We start from the raw sequence: 15,095 nt of genomic DNA on the forward strand, positions 1-15,095 counted from the left end.
ATTGAGAGGCTAGGACTTGTGTCCCAGCCTCTTTCATTCTATTTAGATTATTTGTCTGTAAGAGCAGCCAATCCTGGAAGTTCTTTACCTTCAAGGAGTTCCATAGAAGCACCACCACCAGTAGAGATCCATGAGAATTTGTCTGCACGGCCAAGGTTGATCGCAGCAGCAGCTGAGTCACCACCACCGATGATTGATTTAACGCCTGGTTGTTTCACGATAGCGTCCATCACACCGATTGTACCAGCTTGGAAGTCAGGGTTTTCAAATACACCCATAGGTCCGTTCCATACAACTGTTTTCGCACCAGTCAATTCTTGGTCGAATTTAGCGATTGATTTAGGACCGATATCAAGACCAAGGAATCCTGGATCTACTGTTTCACCTTCAGTGTCTTTCACTTCAGTGTAGTCAGCAAATGCGTTTGCTTCTTTTGAGTCAACTGGCAAGATCAATTTGCCGTTTGATTTTTCAAGAAGAGCTTTCGCAACATCCAATTTGTCTTCTTCTACAAGTGAGTTACCGATTTCGATACCTTGTGCTTTGTAGAATGTGTAAGTCATCCCACCACCGATAAGGACTTTATCAGCTTTTTCAAGCAAGTTTTCGATAACACCGATCTTGTCAGATACTTTAGATCCACCAAGGATAGCTACGAATGGACGTTCTGGAGCTTCAACTGCTTCTTTGATATAAGCAATTTCGTTTTCAAGAAGGAATCCAGCAACAGCTTTATCAACGTTTGCAGAGATACCAACGTTAGATGCGTGTGCACGGTGAGCAGTACCGAATGCATCGTTTACGAAGATACCATCTCCAAGTGATGCCCAGTATTTACCAAGTTCAGGATCGTTTTTAGATTCTTTCTTGCCGTCAACATCTTCGAAACGAGTGTTTTCAACCAAGAGAACTTGTCCATCTTCAAGAGCGTTAACAGCTGCTTCCAATTCAGCACCACGTGTAACACCTGGGATAAATTTCACTTCTTGACCCAATTTAGCAGCCAAGTCAGCAGCTACAGGAGCAAGTGATTTACCTTCTTTATCTGCTTCTTCTTTTACACGTCCAAGGTGAGAGAAGAGGATTGCACGTCCACCTTGTTCAAGGATGTACTTGATAGTTGGAAGAGCTGCAGTGATACGGTTATCGTTAGTGATCACGCCGTCTTTTACAGGAACGTTGAAGTCAACACGAACGAGAACTTTTTTCCCTTTCAAGTCAACGTCTTTAACAGTCAATTTTGCCATTAGATATGACTCCTTCTTTTTTTAATACATGATAATTATATCACAAAAGCTGTAAAAGAGGTAGAAAAATCCAATGCTTTTCCCCTCTAATTCACAGGATCCGAACGACACTTCTAAATACAAGATCAAACCTCTCTGGTTTTCACCAGAGAGGTTTTTTGAGAGTGACTTTTTAAGTGAACGAAAGAATCCTGTAAAAGACTTACTCTTCTTTCTTCTTACCAGCCAAGAGGAAGCCGCCTAAGGCCGCTAAGAGAACAGCTTCAGCTGCAAAGGAAGCTTCTAGGCTTGCCGTATTTGGCAAGTGTTCCGATTGACTTTCTTTGCTTGCATCTTTTGTTTCTTGCTGAACCGTTGGCTGTGAGTTCGCTCCTTGGTGGGCACTTAACAACTGATGGATCTCTTGATCGACCATATCCTTGTGTTCTTCCTCCTGATGACCCGCTTGAGTAGAAGTCGTTGGGGCCAACTGATCCACTTGAGAAGACTCTGTAGGCTTCAATGGATTAGCTGGATCCGGAGTTACTGGGGCAGCTGGTTGGACTGGTTGATTTGGTTGAGCTGGTTGAACAGGCTGATCAGGTTTAGCCGGTTCCTCTGGTTGGATCGGTTGATCTGGTCCTTCCGTTTGTGCTGGTTTATAGACAATCGCATAGTGAGTAAAGTGAGGAGCTGTAAAGATGACTACATCTCCTACTCTCTCAAAGGCCAAGGATTGAGGAGCTTGACCTTCTGGGAAGAAGAGAACTTGCTCCACTTCTTTATCCTTATCCACAGGGATTTTCACAAAGGATGGATGGTGGGTATCAATATCTTGACCGCTGGCATCCACGCCTTCAATATCAAAGACGATTCCTTCTCGACCCTTCAGCTCTTCTTTTTCTGCCTGATTGGCTTCAACTTTTGCGACTTTCAGTCCTTTGACAACGGTTGGCTCTAAGTTGGAGAATTGAACTTCGACTCCAGTTGCAGGGTCTACAAAGACCGCTGGCTTATCTTCTTTCAGGAGCGCAATCAAGGTCTCTAGACCTGTCTTAGCTGTTTCAAGCGCTTCAGGAGTGAGCTCTGAAGAAGCTAGGAGCTCTTTATTTTTCTCAACCAGTGCCTGCAAAGCTTCACCAGAAGGGTGATTTGGCTTGCTTGCTAATAGAGCAGTCGCTTCTGTTGTCAGAGCAGAGAGAGCTTCTTTTTCTTTTGTTAGATTGGCTTGACCATCCAAGGCTTTCAAGAGAGCGGTCAATTGGTTCAACTGCTCATTGACTTGATCTTGTGTGCTGGTATCATGCTCTTTCAAGACTTTTTCAGAAGCAGCCATTCCAGCCAGCAAGGCTTCTTTGACTTCAGGAGTCGCAAAAGTAAAGTCTACTTTGGCTTTTGCAGCTTCAGCTTCAGCCAATTTTTGCTTGAGGTATTCATCGTTGAGAGCTGGTTTTGGATTGACGAGGACATCAAAGCTTGTGCTAGCTCCTTTGTAATGGACAGTGATGGTTTGACGACCTTCCTTGGTCGTATCAAAGCCAGTCACTTCCACACCTTCATCTGTCAAGGCATGCGTTTCGGTCGTTTCATCTTCAAAGACGACTGTAAAGCGTCCACCTTCTTTTTCCAATGATTCTCCGACAATATATTCCACTTTTGGTTTGTCGGTCAATTCTAGACCAGCAACTGCTTTTTCACCTGCTTCTTCTGCACTGACCACAAAAACAGTGAGGGTCTTATCCAATTTCTGACCAAGGTAAGAGACTTCTAGGTGTTGTTCTCCCAGCTTGCTACTGTCAAATCCATGAATCTCTACACCTGAGTTGGTGAGGTTGACCAGTTGATCTGCTTGGCCATCTTTATAATGAACGCGGAGAGTCGCCCCTTTCAAGGAAAGGGCATCGCCTTCCCGGTAGACCTTCTTGGTCAAGCCATCTTCAAATTGAAGTCCCGCAATTTCTTTATCATTTTTTGGAACTTCAATTGCTAGAACATTACTGATATCTTTGCCAGGTTCTTGCGCACGATAGTAGAGAAGAGATGGGGTTGATTCAAAAGCCAGTGGTTTAAAGATCAGATTTCCAGCTTGATCGGCTGTCATGGTCGCAATTGGATTAGTAGCTTCTTTATCGGCATAAAGAGTCAGAGTAGTATTAGCTGGAACATCTTTGAAGCCGACTTGGACAAAATGATTACCCAGATTTTGCGCTGCAGCATGTTTCATCGGGATGTTGACCGTTTCCGTATCCAGACTTTCATACATCTTCCAGTTGTAAATCCGGATGGCTTGCCATGGAGTTCCGTTATCTGCCGTAATGACATGGAGACGCCAGTCTTGAGCCTTGATCGGATGATCAAGTGTAATGTCAGATACATGGGCTTTATTGCCACGAACTTCCTTGGCTAATTTCCACTCACCGGCTTCGTCCTTGTAGTAAAGGTCGAAGTCACGGGTGTTCATCTTGCCATCATCGACAGATTCCCCACCAGCACCGGCATGGTCCATGACCCAACGAACAATGGTCCGAGGTTGTGTCAAGCGGATATCGACGGTTCCACTCAATTGAGCAGAAGACCATTTATCTGAAAGACTGGTAATGGTCCCATTTAACATGCCTTCAATGCCTTCACTACCATCCGCATCTGGGAAGCTCGAACCGATCACTTTGGCTCCAATGACTACGTTTGGCGCTAAAGCTTTTGGTAGACTGGTATCTGACACGGTCATGCCCCAATCAAAGGCTACAGTTCCCGCATCTGAACGTTGACCGTTCTTCCCAACTGCCACAACCTTGAGTTCCTGAGTGGTTCCTTCAGCACTTGCTGAACGGCTAACTTTTGGTAGATAGACGGTTGTCGCAGAAGACCCTGTTAAGAGACGCCAGTTATCGCCATCTTTTTCATAGACTTCATAATAATCCGCATCTGCTACCCCTTTAAAATTGAGGACTGCTTCTGCTTCTTGCGCATTTTGTAGGCGTTTTGCTCGAACGGATACTTCTGCTGGAGTCGCTGGTTTCTCTTGGTTTGACGTAATCGACAATTGGCCGAGATTAAATTTGTAGTCTTTAACATCCGTATCATGGTCAAAGAACATCTTCACAGCATAAATGGTCTTGCCAGCCAAACTTCCCAAATCAAAGGTTTGAGTAGACCAATCCGCACTCGGTGTCAATTCTTTCCATTCGTATTCAGAGTAGTCTTCTTTGGTGGCAACAGCTACCCAGGCAGCTGCTCCGATCCCACCTTTATGACTGACGCTCAATTTTGTCGTTTCTGTCACAGGAATCTTGGTCGAATAGAGCATGACATTTTGACTGCTATTGGCTTTTAAATCTCCTTCAAAGGCTAGAGAATTTCCTCCATTGTAGGCTTGATCAAAATCATAGCGACCTTTCAATGGTGTACTATCTTCACTATGCTCTACCCACCAACGCCATGTTGGAAGGTAGCCAGAAACAGAACGGTAGTTCCACTCCCCTTCTTTAGAAATCTTGCCATCCACAAACCAGTGTTTTCCGTGACCAGTATTGAAGGAAGTATTGAAATCTTCACTTGTAATAGGAGTTTTGTCCACTACTAGATTGGACATACCGTACCAAGATTGGTCTGCTGGTTTTCCTTTAGTCGGATCTCCTTGGAAACCTGTCCAGAATAGATCTTCATGGGTATGGTAACCTTCTCCCGTCTTTCCTAGCCCTGTAATGGTGTCAGGTGCATAAAGACCAAGAGATAGACGCAGCTTGCCATGTTCATCTAAAATGGCATTCCAGTCTACATTAGTTTTATAAGAGCCTCCTTTTTGGAGCTCGAGTCCAGCTAGAACATCATAAGGATTCCGATGAATCCATTTAGCTGTGCTGATGGAATAATCCACTTCTGATTTGCCCCAGTTAAAGTTGGCAAAGAAGGTATCAACTGGATTTTCCCCATTTTCTGGCTGCATGAAATTGTAGTTGTATTCTCCCAGCGCATTCTCATGGTAACGCCCATATTCATAGGTCATAGCATCATACCAAGAATACTTAATCGGATAGTTCAGACTCTTCGCATATTCCTTGGTATAAAGAAGAAAATCTCTCAATTTTGGACCCAATGGTTCTACAAGATTTCCGGTTGTTTCTTGGTTGATAAAGTAACCATCAAAGCCATAGTACTTGGCAAGTTCGACTAATTTACGCGCGATCGGGAAGGTCTTAGACCCCTCACTATCTTCTTTCAAAGTTTCTGCAAAATGTTCTTGATCCTTGATGCTGCTAGACCAGTTATAAAAGATTGTTCCATAAATAGGAACCCCATTTCGGTGGGCAGCATCGATCACATCTGCTGATGGAACCAGCCCTTCCCAAAAGACCATGGAATCCAAATATTGCCAGTAATCAAAAGCATAGGCCTTAGATTCTTCCCCACCGACAGACGCATGATCCTTGGCTTTGGAGTTCATGTTTGACAGTGCTTGGATCTTCGCTTCAGGGTTGGCTTGTTCATTAATTTGTTTCCCTTGAAAACGACTCGCAAGTGGGACGCTTGCTCTGTTCATATCGTCATCCACTCGTTTTCCTGGTTCCCACTTCAAGAGATCGTCCCAAGTATCGAACTTAACTTCTTTGGGTCTTAATTGTTTTTCTTCATTGGTTGGTAAATCAGCCACTTTTTCTGCAGCAGCTTTCGGTTTTTCAGTCTCTGAAACAGCTGGATGATCTGCAGTCGTCGAGCTAGCTTCTGTACTTGTAGGACTAGACTCTGGAGTGACCACTTCTGCTGTAGCTGGTTTTACAGGATCAGCTGTAGGAAGCGCTGCATCTGCAGTATAGACGCCAGCTTCTCTCACCAAATGATTGACATCATCGGTCGTTGCTGAAGAGCTTTCCAAGGGTTGTTCACTAGTAGAAACCGTCTCATCTGCAGAGACAGCGCCTGTTCCTAAAAATGCTAACCCAATCAATGCGGAGCAAACTCCCACACTGAATTTTCGTATACTAAATCGTTCTTTCTTTTCAAATAGATGACCTTTCATCTTGACCTCCTTGTATGGTTTTTTTCTTTTTCTTGAGCGATTTCCATTGTCTCCTTTCTCCACGACCTGTAATCGCTTTCATTTCGTTGTATTAGAAATCTCCAATCAAGAATAGGATACCCTAATCTATTTAGCACTGTCAATCTATTTTATCAATTCCTATAATATGATGAGAAAGCCCTAAAAAAAGTACAAAAAAAGAGGAGGTTTCCCTCCTCTCATCATACGCATGAATTATTTAGCAATTTTTGCGAAGTATTCAAGAGTACGAACAAGTTGTGCAGTGTAAGACATTTCGTTGTCATACCATGAAACAACTTTAACCAATTGTTTACCGTCAACGTCAATAACTTTAGTTTGAGTTGCGTCAAACAATGATCCGTAAGACATACCTACAACGTCTGAAGAAACGATTGGATCTTCAGTGTAACCGTATGATTCGTTTGAAGCTGCTTTCATAGCTGCGTTCACTTCATCAACAGTAACGTTCTTTTCAAGAACAACTACCAATTCAGTAACTGATCCAGTTGGAACAGGAACACGTTGTGCAGCTCCGTCCAATTTACCGTTCAATTCAGGGATAACCAAACCGATTGCTTTAGCAGCACCAGTTGAGTTAGGAACGATGTTAGCAGCACCAGCGCGTGCACGACGAAGGTCACCTTTACGGTGTGGACCGTCAAGGATCATTTGGTCACCAGTGTAAGCGTGGATAGTAGTCATCAATCCTTCAACAACACCGAAGTTATCTTGAAGAGCTTTAGCCATTGGAGCCAAGCAGTTTGTAGTACATGAAGCACCTGAGATAACTGTTTCAGTACCATCAAGAATATCGTGGTTAGTGTTAAATACGACTGTTTTAACATCTGATCCACCAGGAGCAGTGATAACAACTTTCTTAGCACCACCAGCATGCAAGTGTTTTTCAGCTGCAGCTTTAGTAGCAAAGAAACCAGTTGCTTCAAGAACGATTTCTACACCGTCGTTAGCCCAGTCGATTTGTTCTGGATCGCGTTCAGCAGAAACTTTAACGAATTTACCGTTAACTTCGAATCCACCTTCTTTAACTTCCACAGTACCGTCGAAACGACCTTGAGTTGTATCGTATTTCAACAAGTGTGCAAGCATAACTGGATCTGTAAGGTCGTTGATGCGTGTAACTTCAACACCTTCTACGTTTTGGATACGACGGAAAGCAAGACGTCCGATACGACCGAAACCGTTAATACCAACTTTAACTACCATTCGTGATTTCCTCCTTATGAAAATCAAAAAATTTTTTTGTGAAAAGAGTAACTTGACACAGCGCCAAACATCTTTTAACAGTCTCTATTATATACTTTATTGCATTAAAAAGCAACTATTTCCCAACGAAAAGCAAGATTTATCATAGATCAGTGCCTCTTTTATTAAAGTTTTTCACAAAGTCTTGATTGCTAGGAGGAGCACTTTTTTACTTGTATTCACTTTTGGAACAAACAAAAACTCTTCCCGAAATGGGAAGAGTTTTTAAGCATTGGTAAATTAAGCTTCACCTTTAGCTTTTTTAATGATTTCTTCTTGTACTGATTTTGGTACATCTTCGTAGTGGTCAAATACCATCATGAAGGTACCACGTCCTTGAGTTGCAGAACGAAGGACAGTAGCGTAACCGAACATTTCAGCAAGTGGTACATATGCACGAACGATTTGGCTTGCACCGTGTGCTTCCATACCATCTACACGTCCACGACGAGCAGTTACGTGACCCATAACATCCCCAAGGTTTTCTTCAGGAACTGTGATGGTTACAAGCATCATTGGTTCAAGGATAGCTGGTTGTGCAGTCTTAGCAGCTTCTTTAAGTGCAAGAGATGCAGCGATCTTGAAGGCAGTTTCAGATGAGTCGACATCGTGGTATGAACCATCGTAAAGCTTAGCTTTCACGTCAACCATTGGGTAACCAGCAAGAACACCGTTCGCCATAGATTCTTGAAGTCCTTTTTCTACTGCAGGGATGAATTCACGTGGAACCACACCACCGACGATCGCATTTTCGAACTCGAATCCTTTACCTTCTTCGTTTGGAGTAAATTCGATCCAAACATCACCAAACTGACCTTTACCACCAGATTGACGTTTGAAGAATCCACGTGCTTGTGTAGAAGCGCGGAATGTTTCACGGTAAGATACTTGAGGAGCACCAACGTTAGCTTCAACCTTGAATTCACGTTTCATACGGTCAACAAGGACATCCAAGTGCAACTCACCCATACCAGAGATAACTGTTTCACCAGTTTCAGGGTTTGTTTCAACGCGGAATGTTGGATCTTCTTCAGCCAATTTTTGAAGGGCGATACCCATCTTGTCTTGGTCTGCTTTAGATTTAGGCTCAACCATCAATTGGATAACTGGTTCTGGAACTTCGATTGATTCAAGGATGATTTTTGCTTTTTCATCTGTCAATGAGTCACCAGTTGTAGTATCTTTCAAACCAACGGCAGCAGCGATATCTCCAGAGTAAACTGTTTCGATTTCTTTACGAGTGTTGGCGTGCATTTGAAGGATACGTCCGATACGTTCACGTTTACCTTTAGAAGTGTTCAAGACGTATGAACCTGAGTTCAAGACACCTGAGTAAACACGGAAGAATGTCAAACGACCTACGAATGGGTCAGTCATGATCTTGAAGGCAAGAGCTGCAAATGGCTCTTCATCAGATGCTGGACGTTCTTCTTCTTCGTCTGTATCTGGGTTTACACCCTTGATTGCAGGGATATCAAGTGGGCTTGGAAGGTAGTCAAGGACTGCATCCAACATCAATTGAACCCCTTTGTTCTTGAAGGCAGAACCACAAAGTACTGGGTAGAACTCAACGTTGATTGTAGCTTTACGGATACCAGCTTTCAATTCCTCGTTAGTGATTTCTTCCCCTTCAAGGTATTTCATCATCAAGTCTTCATCAGTTTCAGCAACTGCTTCAACCAATTTTTCACGGTATTCTTGAGCTTGTTCAAGGTATTCAGCTGGAATATCTTCTTCAAGGATATCTGTACCAAGGTCGTTCGTATAGATTTCAGCTTTCATCTTGATCAAGTCAATGATTCCGCGGAAGTCATCTTCAGCACCGATTGGCAATTGAATTGGGTGAGCGTTTGCTTGAAGACGGTCATGAAGTGTGCTTACTGAGTAAAGGAAGTCAGCACCGATTTTATCCATCTTGTTTGCGAATACGATACGTGGAACTCCGTATTCAGTTGCTTGACGCCAAACTGTTTCAGTTTGAGGCTCAACACCTGATTGTGAGTCAAGAACGGTTACAGCACCGTCCAAAACGCGGAGTGAACGTTGAACTTCGATAGTGAAGTCCACGTGTCCTGGTGTGTCGATGATGTTTACACGAGTGTCTTTCCATTGAGCTGTTGTAGCGGCAGATGTGATCGTGATACCACGTTCTTGTTCTTGCTCCATCCAGTCCATTTGTGACGCACCTTCGTGAGTTTCACCGATTTTGTGAATCTTACCAGTGTAGTAAAGGATACGCTCAGTTGTAGTTGTTTTACCAGCATCGACGTGAGCCATGATACCGATATTACGAGTTTTTTCAAGTGAAAATTCGCGTGCCATGAGGTTTGTTTCTCCTATATTTTTTATTTCTATATTCTATTATAACATGATTTAATAAAAACGGATAGGCAGGACCTACCCGTTCTCAGTGTTTTCATGCTAAGTTTTGGTTCCAACTTGTAAGAAGAGTTGAATTGAACCCGGGCTAAAGTTAGTTAGCCGAGTTGAGCTCAATTGAACCTGGGCTAAAGTTAATTAGCCGAGTTGAGCCGGAACGGGATGCTGTGTGAAAAAGATAAACTTCCTTGTATTCATCGAATACTGCGTCAGTTTCCTATTTTCACTTTGCATCCTTGCCGTTCCTAGCATCATAATTGAACTCGGGCTAAAAGCTCGGAAAATAGATAAGCTTTCCTAGAATCTTCGATTCTTCGTCAAGCTTCCTAATTTTCAGTCGCTTTTTTAATGCCCTTAGTATCTTAATCTTACCAGCGGAAGTGTGCGAATGCACGGTTAGCTTCAGCCATACGGTGAGTATCTTCACGTTTCTTAACAGCTGCACCAGTGTTGTTCGCTGCATCCAAGATTTCTTTTGCAAGACGATCAACCATTGTGTGTTCACCACGTTGACGAGCGATTGTTACCAACCAACGAAGTCCAAGTGTTGTACGACGTTCTGGACGAACTTCAACTGGGACTTGGTAGTTAGAACCACCGACACGGCGAGCACGTACTTCAAGTACAGGCATGATGTTTTCCATAGCTGTTTCGAATACTTCAAGAGCATCGTTTCCAGTAGCTTCTTTAATTTGTTCGAAAGCTCCATAAACGATTGAAGCAGCTGTACCACGTTTACCATCAAGCATAACGCGGTTGATAAGACGAGTAACTAATTGTGAATTGTAAAGCGGATCTGGCAATACATCGCGTTTAGGCGCACGGTTTTTACGACTCATTTTTCTTTATCCCCTTTCCTTATGCTTTTGGTTTTTTAGTACCGTATTTAGAACGGCCTTGTTTACGATCGTTTACACCTGCAGTATCAAGTGCTCCACGGACGATATGGTAACGTACCCCTGGAAGGTCTTTTACACGTCCACCACGAAGAAGAACCACGCTGTGTTCTTGCAAGTTGTGTCCGATACCTGGGATATAAGCAGTTACTTCGATCAAGTTGCTCAAACGTACACGAGCGAATTTACGAAGGGCTGAGTTAGGTTTTTTAGGTGTCATTGTTCCAACACGAGTTGCAACACCACGTTTTTGTGGTGAAGAAACGTTTGTTTGAACTTTTTTATGACTGTTGTAACCAACGTTCAAAGCTGGTGATTTAGATTTTTCTACTTTTGATTTACGCGGTTTGCGAACCAATTGGTTAATTGTAGGCATCTACATTCTCCTGTGAAATTTTTTATTTTTGGTGATGGTACACTTGGTGACAGCTACCATCTGTGTGTACTTTTGCAACATTTGTCAGCACGTCCCTGTACACTCTTGAGAGACCAAAAGTAAAAAGTACCGTCTATTATTATAACATGACGGCACTTTGATTGCAAGATGTTTTTTTATTTTTTAAAGAAGTCGAAAAAGTTCATTATTGACCAGCTTCAGCAGGTTCTTCTGCCCCTGCATTTGCAGCCGGAGCATACTGTTGTTGCTGTTGTGGTTGAACTGTCGCATTGGCTCCAGCTACTCCGGCATTGGCATTAGCATTTGCGTTGGCATTAGCGTCTGTTTGAGTCTGCTGTGTTGCCGCTGTGTCGCTCTCATAGGTCAGTCCATAATAGTTAGCGATGTATTGGATACGGGCCTCAAGCGATTGCTTTTGAGTCGCATCTTTGACTTTCTTCACAGCAGCTTGGGCAGCGTTCACAGAATCTTGACTTGGCGTTGTTTCCATTTGAACGACTGCTTTTTCAGCAGCTTCTGTATTTTTCTTTTCTTCCTTCTTTTCTTTTTCTTCCTTTGTTTCCTTTTTCACTGGAAGGGAACCTGTTTTTTTAGCAGGTTGAATTTCTGTCGTTACCTGGGCAGCCGTATTCTTTTTAACGGTATACAAACCAGCTACCAAAATAAAGGATAGAGACAGAACTGTCACCAAGCGAATCCACAAAGGACTATTATCAAATCGATCTAAAATTCTTTTCACTTTTTGATCCTCCTTTGCTGCTCTTAATCAAAGATATTTCCAACTTCGACGCTCAATTTATTTTCTTTTACATCGATGTTGGTCACGCGCAATAAGGATTTGTGTTCAAAGAATTCCCGGTCAGTTGCAGCATTATCCGCAAAGACAGCTACTCCTGCTAATTCAGAATCGAATTCAGCCAAGAGACTGACCATCCCATTAATCGTTCCGCCACCTTTAAGGAAGTCATCGACAATCAAGACCCGGCTTCCTGCTTTTAGGCTCCGTTTTGAAAGGAACATTTTCTCAATACGATCCCCACTTGAGCCTGAAACATAGTTGACACTAACGGTTGACCCTTCTGTGATTTTCAAATCACGACGGACAATGACAAATGGAACATTCAAGACATTGGCCACTGCATTCGCTAAAGGAACTCCCTTGGTCGCTACGGTCATGACAGCATCAATCTTCTTATCTCGAAAGGCTTTGGCAATGATGCGGCCGATCCGATTCAAAATCTTCGGATTGCTCAAAAGATCAGACAGGTAAATGTAGCCACCAGGAAGGATACGATCACTTTCAGACAGCTGCTTGCAAAGATCCTCGACGATTTCTTTGGATTCTTGATCTGAGATAGACGGTGTAAAGATCACGCCTCCACCAGCTCCTGTAATGGTCTCAATATTTCCGATTTCCATCTCTTCAAACGCACGCTTAATGATCACGATATCTTCTGAGATGGAAGACTTGGCAGACTCATACTTTTCCGCAAACGTATTGAGGCTAGTCAATTCATAGGGATGGTTGATCAAGTAATTAGAAATCACGACCATCCGTTCACTTCTTCTTAATTTCATTTTCTCACCATGTAGTTTTTTCTATCATTATACCATAAGAAGCGAAAAAAACGAACATTCTGATTTACAGAAGGCCGTTTTTTCCTGATTATTTTATTTTTGGCAGAATGAATTCCGTATTTATCTCTGTTTTTACTAGTCGAGATTCGGTTTATAGAAGGAACGATTTTCCATAGCGAAGATTTTATTGGTCATCTCGCCAGGACCAATTAAGCCAAGTGCTGTTGTCATCATCATCATTTCCGCATCCAAATTATCGATCATATGAATAATCTCTGCTTCCATGATTTTTGGACGAACAGGACTACCGTATTCCAGCAAGCCATGGTGACTCAAGATCACATGGCGAAGGACGATCACTTCTTCTTTTTGATCATCAATCTTCAAGTCTTGCAAGACCTTGGTGATTTCTTCATCGATCAGTGCAATGTGGCCGATGAGGTTGCCTCGAACAGTGTATTCTGTATTTTCAGGTCCCGTCAACTCGATCACTTTGGCCAAATCGTGTAACATAATCCCTGCAAAGAGCAAACTTTTATTCAACTGAGGATAGATATCACCGATACTATCTGCCAAACGGACCATGGTCGCCGTATGATAAGCGAGACCGGCTTCAAAGGCATGGTGGTTGGTCTTAGCAGCTGGATAGCTATAAAACTCTTTCTCATATTTCCCATAGAGGGCCCGAACAATCCGTTGCCAGACTGGATTTTCAATTTTGAAAATCATGTTTGACAAGTATTCATGCAATTCTTTGGGATCTACTGGTGGTTTTTCCTTAAAGTCTGCTGGATTGTTGGGCTCTCCTGCTTGGGGCAAGCGCATGTTTAATTGGTTGACTTGCGGAGTATTATTGTAAACTTCTCGACGTCCAGACATATGGACCACGCGCCCAGCTGTAAAGCTCTCTACATTGTGGGGTTGGGCATCCCATAATTTGCCTTCGATCGTACCGGTCTCATCCTGGAAGACAAAGGCGAGGTAGTTTTTCCCGGCCCGCGTTTGACGCACTTCTGCTGACTTGATTAAATAGAATCCTTCGAACAATTCATCTTTTTTCATTTGGCTAATTTTGACCATCATCTTCTCCATCTTCTATATATACATCTAGTCCCAGCAGGTCCTCATCGCTTTCGATTTGGCGGAGTGTCCGCTCGATGGCACTAGTCCGTCTGGTTAGCAAATCATCAATATTATTGGAAGCATTTTTTAAATGGCGCTGGGTCTTGGCCAGAATCCCTCCAAACTTGTGGAATTCTGATTTGACCGATCCCAACACTTTACTAATATCGTCTGCACTCTTTTGGATGTTAAGCGTTTTAAAGCCAACAGACAAGGAGTTCAAGAGGGCTGATAGCGTGCTTGGACCAGCCACTAAAATTTGTTCGTCCCGACGCAAGCGATCGAAGAATGCTGGATTGCGAACCACTTCGGAATAGAGGCCTTCAGTTGGCAAAAAGAGAATTCCGAAATTAGTCGTCGCTGGTGGAAAGAGGTATTTTTGTTGAATATCTTTAGCAAAACGCTTGATACTAGCAAGAAGGGCCTTGCGGTAACGCTCGATCTCCTCTTTCTCTCCTGATTCATAAGCTTCTTCCAGACGATAGTAGTCTTCCAGTGGGAATTTAGAGTCAATCGGTAGATAGACTGGTTCCTCTCCTTGCCCCGGAAGCTTAATGGCATATTCCACGCGCTCACTGGATTGGGGAACGGTGACAAACTCCCGCTCATACTGGGCTGGAGTCAAGATATCTTCAATGATTTGGCCCAGCTGCAATTCGCCCATAATCCCACGCGTCTTGGTATTGGAGAGAACTTTATTAAGGGTTCCGACATCCCTCGCCACCGTCTGCATTTCTCCCAACCCTTTGTTGACCGACTCCAATTGTTTTGAAACCGTCTCAAAGGAGGTCTGCAAGCGGTGCTGCAAGGTTTTCTCCAATTTTTCTTCTACCGTTTGGCGCATCTGTTCTAGCCGCACTTCATTGGACTCTTGAATCTGGCGCATACGCTCATCTGTTTTGTCCCGATTTTTAGTAAAGTGCTCGTTCATCTCAGCGCGCAGAGCCGTCGTCTGCTGGTGGATCTCCACTCGCATCTCGGTTAAGCGATCTGTCAGGGCGATCTCTAACTGCTGATTGGCAATCTGGCTTGCTTGTCTTTCTTTTTCAAAACGATAGTCCAACTGGTCTGTCAAATGATCCTCATGGTCTTCCAGCATCTCTCGTAAAGCCGGTCTAGTATCATCTGACCGTTGCAAGAGATAGATGAGGAGGCCCAGATTGAGCAGGCCAATCAGAAGCAGAATGATATTCATA

General features: G+C 43.3%; 10 protein-coding genes. All 10 read right to left on the bottom strand.

Features of this window, described 5'->3' with window-relative positions; translation table 11 throughout:
* Positions 1-47: 47 nt before the first annotated feature.
* Positions 48-1,247, bottom strand: a complete 1,200-nt coding sequence (gene pgk, locus HMPREF2704_RS03660; protein ID WP_070845725.1) for a phosphoglycerate kinase — start codon at positions 1,245-1,247, stop codon at positions 48-50.
* Positions 1,248-1,449: 202 nt separating this feature from the next.
* Entirely contained in the window at positions 1,450-6,243 is a 4,794-nt protein-coding gene (locus HMPREF2704_RS03665; protein WP_070466641.1) for an endo-beta-N-acetylglucosaminidase, read from the bottom strand.
* A gap of 234 nt (positions 6,244-6,477) precedes the next feature.
* On the bottom strand, positions 6,478-7,488 hold the full coding sequence (gene gap / locus HMPREF2704_RS03670) for a type I glyceraldehyde-3-phosphate dehydrogenase (RefSeq protein WP_070466643.1): 1,011 nt from the start codon (positions 7,486-7,488) through the stop codon (positions 6,478-6,480).
* Between the two features lie 279 nt (positions 7,489-7,767).
* Positions 7,768-9,849 (bottom strand): elongation factor G, encoded by a 2,082-nt coding sequence (gene fusA, locus HMPREF2704_RS03675; protein WP_003003071.1) that lies wholly within the window; start codon positions 9,847-9,849, stop codon positions 7,768-7,770.
* 425 nt (positions 9,850-10,274) lie between these two features.
* A complete protein-coding gene (gene rpsG, locus HMPREF2704_RS03680) occupies positions 10,275-10,745 on the bottom strand; it encodes a 30S ribosomal protein S7 (RefSeq protein ID WP_003003105.1) in 471 nt (156 codons plus the stop codon).
* A gap of 19 nt (positions 10,746-10,764) precedes the next feature.
* On the bottom strand, positions 10,765-11,178 hold the full coding sequence (gene rpsL, locus HMPREF2704_RS03685; RefSeq protein ID WP_003003125.1) for a 30S ribosomal protein S12: 414 nt from the start codon (positions 11,176-11,178) through the stop codon (positions 10,765-10,767).
* A 205-nt stretch (positions 11,179-11,383) separates the two neighbouring features.
* Positions 11,384-11,938, bottom strand: coding sequence for a hypothetical protein (locus HMPREF2704_RS03690; RefSeq protein WP_049506569.1), 555 nt, complete (start codon positions 11,936-11,938; stop codon positions 11,384-11,386).
* Between the two features lie 23 nt (positions 11,939-11,961).
* On the bottom strand, positions 11,962-12,777 hold the full coding sequence (gene purR, locus HMPREF2704_RS03695; RefSeq protein ID WP_003012466.1) for a pur operon repressor: 816 nt from the start codon (positions 12,775-12,777) through the stop codon (positions 11,962-11,964).
* Between the two features lie 135 nt (positions 12,778-12,912).
* On the bottom strand, positions 12,913-13,857 hold the full coding sequence (locus HMPREF2704_RS03700) for a 3'-5' exoribonuclease YhaM family protein (protein WP_021153975.1): 945 nt from the start codon (positions 13,855-13,857) through the stop codon (positions 12,913-12,915).
* Positions 13,844-15,094 carry a DNA recombination protein RmuC gene (locus HMPREF2704_RS03705; RefSeq protein WP_049506568.1) on the bottom strand — a complete coding sequence of 417 codons (1,251 nt, stop codon included), beginning with the start codon at positions 15,092-15,094 and terminating at the stop codon, positions 13,844-13,846. The genes HMPREF2704_RS03700 and HMPREF2704_RS03705 overlap by 14 nt, the downstream gene beginning before the upstream one ends.
* Between the last annotated feature and the right edge of the window lies 1 nt (position 15,095).

Source organism: Streptococcus sp. HMSC076C09 (assembly GCF_001837905.1).
Lineage (GTDB): Bacteria > Bacillota > Bacilli > Lactobacillales > Streptococcaceae > Streptococcus > Streptococcus parasanguinis_I.

Coding starts and splice junctions, on each gene's coding strand:
- pgk (WP_070845725.1), bottom strand. CDS start 1,247: ATGGCAAAATTGACTGTTAAAGACGTTGACTTGAAAGGGAAAAAAGTT.
- HMPREF2704_RS03665 (WP_070466641.1), bottom strand. CDS start 6,243: ATGAAAGGTCATCTATTTGAAAAGAAAGAACGATTTAGTATACGAAAA.
- gap (WP_070466643.1), bottom strand. CDS start 7,488: ATGGTAGTTAAAGTTGGTATTAACGGTTTCGGTCGTATCGGACGTCTT.
- fusA (WP_003003071.1), bottom strand. CDS start 9,849: ATGGCACGCGAATTTTCACTTGAAAAAACTCGTAATATCGGTATCATG.
- rpsG (WP_003003105.1), bottom strand. CDS start 10,745: ATGAGTCGTAAAAACCGTGCGCCTAAACGCGATGTATTGCCAGATCCG.
- rpsL (WP_003003125.1), bottom strand. CDS start 11,178: ATGCCTACAATTAACCAATTGGTTCGCAAACCGCGTAAATCAAAAGTA.
- purR (WP_003012466.1), bottom strand. CDS start 12,777: ATGAAATTAAGAAGAAGTGAACGGATGGTCGTGATTTCTAATTACTTG.
- HMPREF2704_RS03700 (WP_021153975.1), bottom strand. CDS start 13,857: ATGGTCAAAATTAGCCAAATGAAAAAAGATGAATTGTTCGAAGGATTC.
- HMPREF2704_RS03705 (WP_049506568.1), bottom strand. CDS start 15,094: ATGAATATCATTCTGCTTCTGATTGGCCTGCTCAATCTGGGCCTCCTC.